This window comes from Parasedimentitalea huanghaiensis (assembly GCF_009753675.1).
Taxonomy (GTDB): Bacteria; Pseudomonadota; Alphaproteobacteria; order Rhodobacterales; family Rhodobacteraceae; genus Parasedimentitalea; species Parasedimentitalea huanghaiensis.
On record NZ_WQLV01000004.1, the window covers coordinates 289,683 to 298,871 of the forward strand.

8 protein-coding genes are annotated in these 9,189 nt (G+C 54.6%); 5 read left to right on the forward strand and 3 right to left on the reverse strand.

What is annotated here, in order from left to right:
• Positions 1–26 precede the first annotated feature (26 nt).
• Positions 27–2,411, reverse strand: a complete 2,385-nt coding sequence (locus GO984_RS09060; RefSeq protein WP_157022201.1) for a 1-deoxy-D-xylulose-5-phosphate synthase N-terminal domain-containing protein — start codon at positions 2,409–2,411, stop codon at positions 27–29.
• 14 nt (positions 2,412–2,425) lie between these two features.
• Positions 2,426–3,631, reverse strand: a complete 1,206-nt coding sequence (locus GO984_RS09065; protein WP_157022202.1) for a methionine gamma-lyase — start codon at positions 3,629–3,631, stop codon at positions 2,426–2,428.
• Between the two features lie 114 nt (positions 3,632–3,745).
• Here GO984_RS09065 and GO984_RS09070 point away from each other — a divergent pair, with 114 nt between their 5' ends.
• The gene (locus GO984_RS09070) at positions 3,746–4,204 is read left to right on the forward strand and encodes an Lrp/AsnC family transcriptional regulator (RefSeq protein WP_157022203.1); all 459 of its coding nucleotides are present in this window, start codon (positions 3,746–3,748) and stop codon (positions 4,202–4,204) included.
• A 7-nt stretch (positions 4,205–4,211) separates the two neighbouring features.
• On the opposite strand, the gene GO984_RS09075 is transcribed toward GO984_RS09070, so the two are convergent.
• Complete coding sequence (locus GO984_RS09075) at positions 4,212–4,661, reverse strand: Lrp/AsnC family transcriptional regulator (RefSeq protein WP_138165532.1); 450 nt, start codon at positions 4,659–4,661, stop codon at positions 4,212–4,214.
• Between the two features lie 121 nt (positions 4,662–4,782).
• Here GO984_RS09075 and GO984_RS09080 point away from each other — a divergent pair, with 121 nt between their 5' ends.
• The 4 genes from GO984_RS09080 to GO984_RS09095 are packed head-to-tail and all read left to right on the forward strand — an operon-like array spanning position 4,783 to position 9,034.
• Positions 4,783–5,931: an amidohydrolase gene (locus GO984_RS09080; protein WP_157022204.1), complete on the forward strand. Its 1,149-nt coding sequence runs from the start codon at positions 4,783–4,785 to the stop codon at positions 5,929–5,931.
• Positions 5,928–7,121, forward strand: coding sequence for a diaminopropionate ammonia-lyase (locus GO984_RS09085; RefSeq protein ID WP_245231049.1), 1,194 nt, complete (start codon positions 5,928–5,930; stop codon positions 7,119–7,121). Before GO984_RS09080 ends, GO984_RS09085 begins: the two co-directional genes overlap by 4 nt.
• Positions 7,114–8,280, forward strand: a complete 1,167-nt coding sequence (locus GO984_RS09090) for a M24 family metallopeptidase (RefSeq protein ID WP_157022206.1) — start codon at positions 7,114–7,116, stop codon at positions 8,278–8,280. The genes GO984_RS09085 and GO984_RS09090 overlap by 8 nt, the downstream gene beginning before the upstream one ends.
• 13 nt (positions 8,281–8,293) lie before the next feature.
• Positions 8,294–9,034: a maleate cis-trans isomerase family protein gene (locus GO984_RS09095; RefSeq protein WP_157022207.1), complete on the forward strand. Its 741-nt coding sequence runs from the start codon at positions 8,294–8,296 to the stop codon at positions 9,032–9,034.
• The last annotated feature ends 155 nt before the right edge of the window (positions 9,035–9,189 follow it).

The window sequence follows — 9,189 nt, forward strand, 5'->3', positions numbered from 1 at the left end:
ACCCAGAACCGTATTTGCCAATAGTTTCAGGATACGGCGGAAAGATGCGAAATTTGTCGGCCTGTTGTGAGCTTGCCAACCGAACGCACCAACGAGTCCGCATCAATGCGGAAATGCCTGTACAGATCGGCAATTGTCCCAGTCTGGCCAAAGTGTTCAACGCCATGAGGCACAGTCTGGTGGCCATGAACTGAGCCCAGCCACGACAGCGTTGCTGGGTGGCCGTCGATGACGGTGACAAGTTTGCAATGCTGCGGCAAATCTGTCAGCAATGTCTCTACGTGGGACTGCGCGGTGGCGATACCGTTTGAGCGAGCCCGTTGTGCAGCTGTCCAACCCGCGTTCAGCCGGTCAGCTGATGTCACAGCCAGTACGCCAACATCTCGTCGGCCTTCACCTATTATGCCAGCGGCCTTGACGGCCTCAGGGGCAACCGCGCCTTGATAGGCGATAACCACTTCGCAATTTGGCCCCGGTTTGCGCAACCAATATGCACCATCAATGGCGCCCTGCCGGAAATCCTCATCGACGCGCTTACCCGGTTGTTCAATTGGGTTGGTGGTTAAGCGCAGGTAGACTGATCCACCGGTTTCGTCACGCAACCAAGTGCGTTCATCCGGATCGCTTTCGCCGTCTTTTTGCAAATAAGAAAATGCCCATTGCATGATAACTGCCAGTTCGTCGGCGAATGCGGGTTCAAACGCCGCAAGCCCATCCTGAGACATACCGATCAATGGTGTGCCAATAGATTGGTGCGCACCACCTTCAGGAGACAATGTGACGCCTGAAGGTGTACCCACGATCATAAACCGAGCATCCTGATAGCTGGCGTAGTTCAGCGCATCGAGGCCACGGGCGATGAACGGGTCATAAACCGTACCAATTGGGATCAATCGCTTACCAAAAACGGAATGGGACAAACCAGCCGCCGCAAGCAGCAGGAACAGGTTCATCTCTGCAATGCCCAGCTCGATATGCTGACCATTTGGCGCGAATTCCCATTTGGCGGTGGAGGGGATGTTCTCTGCCTTAAAGGTATCAGCCTGATGGGTGCGGGCAAACAGTTTGCGGCGATTTACCCAAGGGCCAAGGTTGGTGGTGCCAGTAACGTCAGGAGAGGTTGTGACAATACGCTCGGCCAGTAGGCTCTCCCCTTTTGACAGGTCATCCAAAATCTTGCCAAAGGCCATCTGGGTCGAGGTATCCTTACTGGTCTCTAGCTCAATGGTCGGCACGTCGATGATTTCATCGTGATACCGGCGAGCGCCTTTGGCAAAGAATGGTGCCTGGTCTAAAAATGACTGGAGATTATCCGGGTCGGAAACCGTTGCAAACTTCTCCCATTCCTGCCCTTCGGCTACGCCCATTTTCTTTTGCCATTCGACCATCTGGGTCTTGTTCATCAAGCCGCCATGGTTGTCTTTGTGTCCGGCAATTGGGGTGCCCCAGCCTTTGACGGTATAGGCCAGGAAGCAGACGGGGCGGTCGTGATCAATCGCCGCAAATGTATCAGCCATGGTTTGAACGCAGTTGCCACCGAGGTTTTCCATCAGCGCAGCAAGTTCATCGTCGTTCCGGCGCGCGATCAGGGCTGTAACGTCGCCCTGATCCCCAAGGCTTTCCATCAGGCGTTCGCGCCAGACTGCGCCGCCCATATAGGTTAGTGCGGAATACATCTGGTTTGGGCAGTTATCGATCCAGTTGCGTAGTTCCTCCCCGCCTGGTTCTTTAAACGCGGCCTGTTGAAGGTGGCCATATTTGACGCGAACGACGTCCCAGCCAAAAGCGTCAAAAATCTGTTCTACACGCTTGAACAGGCCTTCACGTACTACACCATCCAGCGACTGACGGTTATAGTCGATGATCCACCAACAATTGCGCAGGTCATTCTTCCAGCCCTCTTGCAGGGCTTCATAGATGTTGCCTTCATCCAGTTCTGCATCACCCACCAATGCAATCATTCGACCAAGGTTTTGATCTTCACCCCAGGATTTAGCCTGAATGTAATCTTGTATGATCGACGCAAAAGAGGTGATGGCAACCCCAAGCCCAACGGACCCAGTGGAGAAATCTACATCGTCGATATCCTTAGTGCGGGATGGATAGCTTTGCACGCCGCCGAAGCCGCGAAAGTTCTCCATTTTCTCACGAGTCTGATTTCCCATCAGATATTGTATGGCGTGAAAGATCGGCGAGGCATGGGGTTTCACGGCTACCCGATCTTCTGGGCGTAGTTCTGAAAAGTAGAGCGCCGTCATGATTGACACCATCGATGCCGAGGACGCCTGATGCCCGCCCACTTTAATCCCATCAGCCTTGGGCCGGATATGGTTGGCGTTGTGGATCATCCAATGCGACAGCCAAAGCAAACGCTGCTCTACGGTTTTCAACTGAGTTTTGTGGTCGGTCATATCTGAAACCCCTATCAAGCGGCTTTGGAGAGGGGCGACTGCGGCAAGGCCTGCCGAAGATCCGCAAGGATGTCATCAATACCTTCCAGACCAACGGACAGGCGCACTAAGCCTTCGCTGATACCATGCAGGGCACGCTCTTCCGGGGTATAGGTGGAATGGGTCATGCTGGCGGGGTGCTGGATCAGGGTTTCCGCATCGCCAAGGGAGACTGCCCGGGTGATCAGCTGCAGCTTGTTCATCAGGGCGCGTCCTGCCTCTAACCCGCCTTCCAGCTCAAAGGCAATCATACCGCCGGACTGGCTCATTTGACGAGCGGCGAGGTCGTACTGCTCAAAACTTGGCAAACCAGGGTACCAAACCTTTTGCACACCCGGCGCCACTTCGAGCATTTCGGCAATTGTCTGAGCGCTGGAACAGTGGCGATCCATGCGCAGTTCCAGTGTCTTCAACCCACGTAGGACCAACATCGCATTGAAAGGCGCCATAACCGCACCAGTCATGTCCTTCATGCCATACAGACGTATCTCCTGGATCAGCTCAGCGCTGCCAACCAGCAGGCCCGCAACCACATCGCCATGGCCGCCGAGATACTTGGTCGCCGAATGCAGGGCCAGATCAGCGCCAAGCTCAATAGGCCGGGTTAGGTAAGGCGTTGCATAGGTGTTGTCGACGACAACCTTTGCATTTCCTTCGTGTGCAATATCCGAAATCGCGCGAATGTCGACCAGCCGCATGTTTGGGTTGGCTGGCGTTTCGAAATACACAACTTTGGTTTTTTCACTAATTGCATCGCGCAGGTTTTCGGGGTTGGTCAGATCAACATGGGTCACGGTGACGCCAAATTTGGCCAACCCGTGCTGCATGAAAGAGAAGGTGCAGCCGTATAGGGTCTTGTCGAGGATTACCTCGTCTCCGGGAGCTACCAATGTCCAGATTGCAGAGGTGATTGCGCCCATGCCCGAGGCGAGTGCTAAACCGGCCTCAGCCCCTTCCAGCACAGCAATTCGCTTTTCGAGCAGATCACACGTTGGGTTGGAAATTCGTGAATAGATATGTCCTGCACGCTCTCCGGCGAACATATCACCCCCGGCTTCGGCCGTTTCAAATGCAAATGTCGACGTCAAATGCAGTGGCGGCGTCAGTGACCCTTCGTTGTCCATTGGGTCATAGCCATGGTGGATGGCACGAGTGGCGAAGCTGTCGGGGTGGTTGCGCATGATGATCTCCAGGAATTCTATTGAGAAAATCTTAGGCGCATAAGATCTGTCAGATATTGCGAACTCTGCCAGCATGTGACCATAAATTGGCATAATCTGCCAAAAGGATCTGAAATGGATCATAAGGACCGCCAAATCATACGCGCATTGCAGCGAAATGGGCGTATGACGAATCAAGATCTAGCCTCTGAGGTTAGTCTGTCGCCATCCCCGTGTTTGCGCAGAGTGAAGCTGCTTGAGAAAAGTGGTGCGATCAAAGGCTTTAGCGTTGATGTTGATGCCGCTGCCTATGGGTTGCCTGTGACGGTATTTGTGCGGGTAACGTTGGAACGTCACACGGATGACTGTGTTCAACAATTTGAGCAAAGTGTGAGCCAGGTTGATGAAGTTCTGGAGTGTTTTGTCATGACGGGCATGTCAGACTATTTACTACGAGTAGTGGTGGCAGATCTGGCGGACTACGAAAACTTTGTGCGTAAGCGCCTGCACGCGATCGGTGGTATCGCATCTATTGATACCAGTTTTGTCTACGGAGTGGTCAAGAAGTCGAGTGTTTTTCCAGTGATCGTTTAACCGCGATTCACAGCACATCCAGTGAGACTTTAACCCGGTCCATGACCACGGATGTTTTGAACCGGCTGATATTGGATTCATCGAAGAAATGCGCTTGGGTGAACTCCTCGTATTCCTTGATGTCGTGGACATTCAGGATCAGCACAAAATCGCCTTCGCCGGTGGTGTAATAACACTGCTGGACACAGGGTGCGTTGCGCATTTTGCGTTTAAAGGTGTCCAGATGGGCGCGGTTTTCGCGTTCAAGGATCACCTCGACGATGATCGTCATTTCGCGTCCCAATTTGGCGGGCGAAAGAACGGCAATATCGCGTTCGATCACATTGCTGGCGCGAAGCTTCTGTAGCCGTTTTTGAACCGCAGCAGGAGATAGACCCACGTCCTGGCTGATCGACTCGGCGGTAAGTCGGGCATTGGTTTGCACAAGCCGCAGGATATCCAGATCTTTGTCGTCCATTTCCGATTCCAGTCGTATCATGCGCCGTTGGCGACTATTTTAGTAGCTGAAACGAGAAATCAAAAGCCTGTCATCCCTAATACTGATTATCCTGCCTCATAAGAGAGATAGTGAGGTACTGATGACTGAGTTCCATCAAAAATTGACAGCGTTGCGGCGCGAATTTCACAAACACCCCGAGCTTGGGTTTCGTGAAGTTCGGACTAAGGCATCTGTTGCCCAGCATCTACGAGATCTTGGACTGGAGGTTCATGAAGGGGTGGGGGTTGTTGGCCTTTTGCGGGTTGGTTCTGATAACAGGGCCATTGGTCTGCGTGCGGATATGGATGCACTGCCAATTGCCGAAAATTCCACACACGGTTACACCTCAGAAAATGCGGGTGTCATGCATGCCTGTGGCCATGACGGGCATATGACAATGCTACTGGGGGCCGCTGAACGGTTGGCGGTTGAGAGGGGCTTTGACGGTACGGTCATTTTCTTGTTTCAACCCAACGAAGAGCACGGATTGGGTGCACAGGCGATGATTGATGAGGGGGTGCTGGAGCAGTTCCCGATTGAAGAGGTATACGCCATTCACAATTTGCCGGGTGCGCCCTTAGGGCAAGTTTCAACACGAACCGGACTGATCTGCGCCAGCGAAAGCCTGTTTGAGATCACGATAACCGGGCAGGGCGGTCATGCCTCGATGCCCCAGGTCGGAATTGATGCGTTACCCATCGGGGCAGAGCTGGTGTTGGCGTTGCAAACAGTTGTTTCGCGCAAACTGGCACCTGGTGCAGGCGCCGTTGTTTCGGTCACTGAGTTTCTGACCGATGGGCAGCGAAATGTATTGCCGGGTCAGGTCGTGTTGAAAGGCGACGTGCGCGCACGCGCACCAGAGGATCGTGATGCCATTGAGCGGTTAATGCGCCAGATTTCGGAAGGAATTGCAAGTGGCCACGGGGCTTCGGTCAGTGTGGACTTCAATACTGAATTTGTCGAAACCATCAATGCGGACGGACCAGCTGAAGCTGCCTACCGGGCAGGTAATGCCGCTGGTCTGGATGTCTTGCGTGATCGTGCACCAATGAGCTTTTCAGAGGATTTTGCCCGGTTCTGCAATGCTGTACCAGGGTGTTTTTTGCTGATGGGCAATGGAACCGAAGGCCCCAACGGCCAGCCGCTGCATGCGGCAGATTATGACTTCAATGATGCCTTGCTGCCGATTGGCGCAGACTTTTGGGTGCAGCTGGTGCGTGACCGGCTCCCTGCAGAAAAGGACAAATGATGACCAAGATTTTCGCCACTGCTAAACTGCGGCACATTTCGGGTACACCCGAGAAGAACGGAGCTGCCGACCGGGTCTTATCCAAAGAGGACTTTCAGGCCGCCCATGCGGAAATCACCGCTTGGGAAGGCCACGCGCCGACGCCTTTGGTTGCCCTAAATGCCCTTGCGTCCAGCATTGGTGTCGCCCGGATTGACTACAAGCACGAAGGACCGCGGTTTGGTCTGGGCAGCTTCAAAGCGCTTGGTGGGGCATATGCTGCGATGCGGGTACTTGGGCGTGAATTGTCTCGTCGCTTGGAGACCGAAGTTGCCCTGAGTGACATTCGGGCTGGCGACTATGCCAAGGACTGTGCGCAGATCACTTTGGTTTCCGCTACGGATGGCAATCATGGGCGTTCTCTGGCCTGGGGTTGCAAACGGTTTGGTGCACCCTGCCGCATCTATATTCACAGCGAGGTCAGTGAGGGGCGGGCGCAGGCGATGCGTGAGTTAGGGGCAGACGTGATCCGGATCGACGGTGATTATGATGAATCGGTCGCGCTGGCCCGGAGCGAAGCAGAAGAAAACGGTTGGTTTGTGGTGTCTGATACATCGTGGGAAGGTTACAGCGAGCCGCCCCGCGATGTGATGGCAGGATATGGTGTCATGACACGAGAGGCCTGCGAAGCCCTGGACCAAGCCCCGACGCATGTGTTTCTGCAAGGTGGCGTTGGCGGGCTGGCGGCTTCAGTTGCTGCAGCACTGCGTCAGTACTGGGGGGGGCAGAGTCCCCGTGTGGTCGTGGTTGAACCTGAGCTAGCAGCCTGCCTTTTTGAAAGTGCCCACCAAGGTCAGCCAACCAGTGTCAAAATCTCTGAAGAGACCATCATGGCAGGCCTGTCCTGCGGAGAGCCTTCTGAAATGGCCTGGGAGATCCTGCGCGAGGAAACCTCAGATTTTCTGACCATTCCAGATACAATTGTCGCCCCAGCCGTGCGTCTTCTGGCACGTCCAATGGGGGCAGATCCCGCGATAGAAGCTGGGGAAAGCGCTGTTGCGGGATTGGCGGCTCTGATCGCGGCATGCCAATCTACACAGCTTTCTGCTTCACTTGGACTGGATAAGACCTCGCGTGTGTTGCTGATCGGTTCTGAAGGGGTCACCGACCCGGCGATTTTCGCTGAGATCATGGAGGCGGAGGATGCCTGACCAGCCAATACGGGGTTTTCCAGACGAGGAATTCGCAGATCGCACCCGTCGCGCTCAAGCCTTAATGGCCAAGCAGAGGCTAGCGGGGCTGCTATTAATGACAGAACCAGAGGTTCGCTATTTCAGCGGTTTTCATACCTTGTTTTGGCAAAGCCCAACGCGCCCATGGTTCCTATTTGTTCCAGCGACTGGAAAACCTATCGCGATCATCCCCGAAATTGGGGCCGAATTGATGCGGACGACCTGGGTCACAGATATTCGCTGTTGGAGCGCCCCTTCTCCCAAGGATGATGGCATCAGCTTGTTGACCGAGTTGTTAAACCCGCTGTCGCGCGAGGGCGCGCGCATTGGTGTGATGAAAGGTCATGAAACAGCGCTCCGCATGCCTCTGGGGGAGTATGAGCGACTGATGACTGGCTTGCCGGGGCTTGAGATCGCCGATGCAACCAGTCTGGTGCGCAGTCTGCGCATCGTCAAATCAGAATCGGAAATTGAAAAACTTGCTCACATTTGTGCAATCGGTTCACGAAGTTTCGATCAGGTACCAAATTTGGCCCATGAAGGGCTGCCACTGGAAGACCTGTTCCGCGCCTTTCGCCGCGAGGCACTGGCACAAGGCGCAGATGACGTACCCTACTTGGTTGGAGGAGCCGATCAGGGGGGGTATCACGATGTGATTTCTCCGCCCACGCCGCGTCCCTTACAATCTGGTGACATTTTGATGCTGGACACGGGCGCCACCTGGGATGGATATTTTTGCGATTTCGACCGTAACTTTGCAATTGGCCGGGTGGATGACGCGTCGCGGCGGGCCTATGATGTCTTGTGGCGTGCGACCGAAGCCGGGTTGGCAGCAGCCCGCCCCGGCAACACCTGCCGCGAACTGTTTAATGCGATGCAAGTCGTGATTTCCGAGATTGACGAACAGACAGGTGACGTCGGACGGTTGGGGCACGGGCTGGGTATGCAATTGACTGAATGGCCGTCGCACGCAGAATTTGACGACACGATAATTGAGGAAAATATGGTTCTCACGCTCGAACCCTCACTCGGCTATGGCGACGGGCGTCTTATGGTGCACGAGGAAAACATTGTTGTCCGCGCTGATGGAGCAAAACTTCTGACTAAGCGGGCCGCCGATGAACTGCCGGTAATCTGAAGAGGAGGGCGGGATGAAACTCGATTTTGAAACGGACGAAGGGATTGGCACCCGAGCGACGCTGGGTGTGATTGTTTTGGAAACTGACGAAACGCTAGAGCCTGAATTTGCGCGGATGACAGATCTGGAAGGCGTTGCGCTCTATCATAGCCGGATCCCAATGGTGTCGGAAATTCGCCCGGATACACTCGCACAGATGGAAGCTGACCTTCCGGCGTCAGCCCGTTTATTGCCACCTTCCTTGCCGTTCGACGTGATCGGCTATGGCTGTACTTCAGCCTCCAGTGTGATTGGCTCCGAAAACGTAGCACACTCTGTGCGCAGGGTGTTTCCGAATGCCCGTGTCACTGATCCTCTGGCGGCGATTATTGCCGCAGGGAAGCGCATGGGTATCGAACGATTGGGGTTTGTTACGCCATACGTGCCGGACGTGTCAGAGCGCATGCGCGGTCGGCTGGAAGAGGGGGGCTTTGAGATCGCGGCATTCGGGTCGTTTGAAGAAGGTGATGACCGTGTCGTGGCGCGGATAACGGAGCAGTCTATTTTGGCTGCAGCTGTACAGGTTGCGCAAACTGCCCCTTGTGAAGCGGTTGTCATTGCCTGCACTAACCTACGTTGTCTGAGCGTCATTCCTGAGATTGAGGCCAGAACCGGTGTTCCGGTGTTTTCCAGCAATCAGGCTTTGGCCTGGCATATGCTTCGACTGGCTGGTGTCGAAGATCAGCGACCTGCATTTGGGCGCTTGTTTGCGTGAATTGCCCCCTGACTAAAAGGGGCAATTCAATTCTACCTTACCATCTGTGGGGCGGATGGTTTGGTTTCTAAGACGGTCGTACCGCCAACAGGCGATCCTCTCGTGGTAACAGGTTTCGCAGTGCTTTGAGGCAGCGGTAGTGGTTGTTCTGGATC

What these genes read in the sequence shown, in the direction of transcription:
- GO984_RS09060 (WP_157022201.1), bottom strand. Translation starts at nt 2,411, where the DNA reads ATGACCGACCACAAAACTCAGTTGAAAACCGTAGAGCAGCGTTTGCTT.
- GO984_RS09065 (WP_157022202.1), bottom strand. Translation starts at nt 3,631, where the DNA reads ATGCGCAACCACCCCGACAGCTTCGCCACTCGTGCCATCCACCATGGC.
- GO984_RS09070 (WP_157022203.1), top strand. Translation starts at nt 3,746, where the DNA reads ATGGATCATAAGGACCGCCAAATCATACGCGCATTGCAGCGAAATGGG.
- GO984_RS09075 (WP_138165532.1), bottom strand. Translation starts at nt 4,661, where the DNA reads ATGGACGACAAAGATCTGGATATCCTGCGGCTTGTGCAAACCAATGCC.
- GO984_RS09080 (WP_157022204.1), top strand. Translation starts at nt 4,783, where the DNA reads ATGACTGAGTTCCATCAAAAATTGACAGCGTTGCGGCGCGAATTTCAC.
- GO984_RS09085 (WP_245231049.1), top strand. Translation starts at nt 5,928, where the DNA reads ATGATGACCAAGATTTTCGCCACTGCTAAACTGCGGCACATTTCGGGT.
- GO984_RS09090 (WP_157022206.1), top strand. Translation starts at nt 7,114, where the DNA reads ATGCCTGACCAGCCAATACGGGGTTTTCCAGACGAGGAATTCGCAGAT.
- GO984_RS09095 (WP_157022207.1), top strand. Translation starts at nt 8,294, where the DNA reads ATGAAACTCGATTTTGAAACGGACGAAGGGATTGGCACCCGAGCGACG.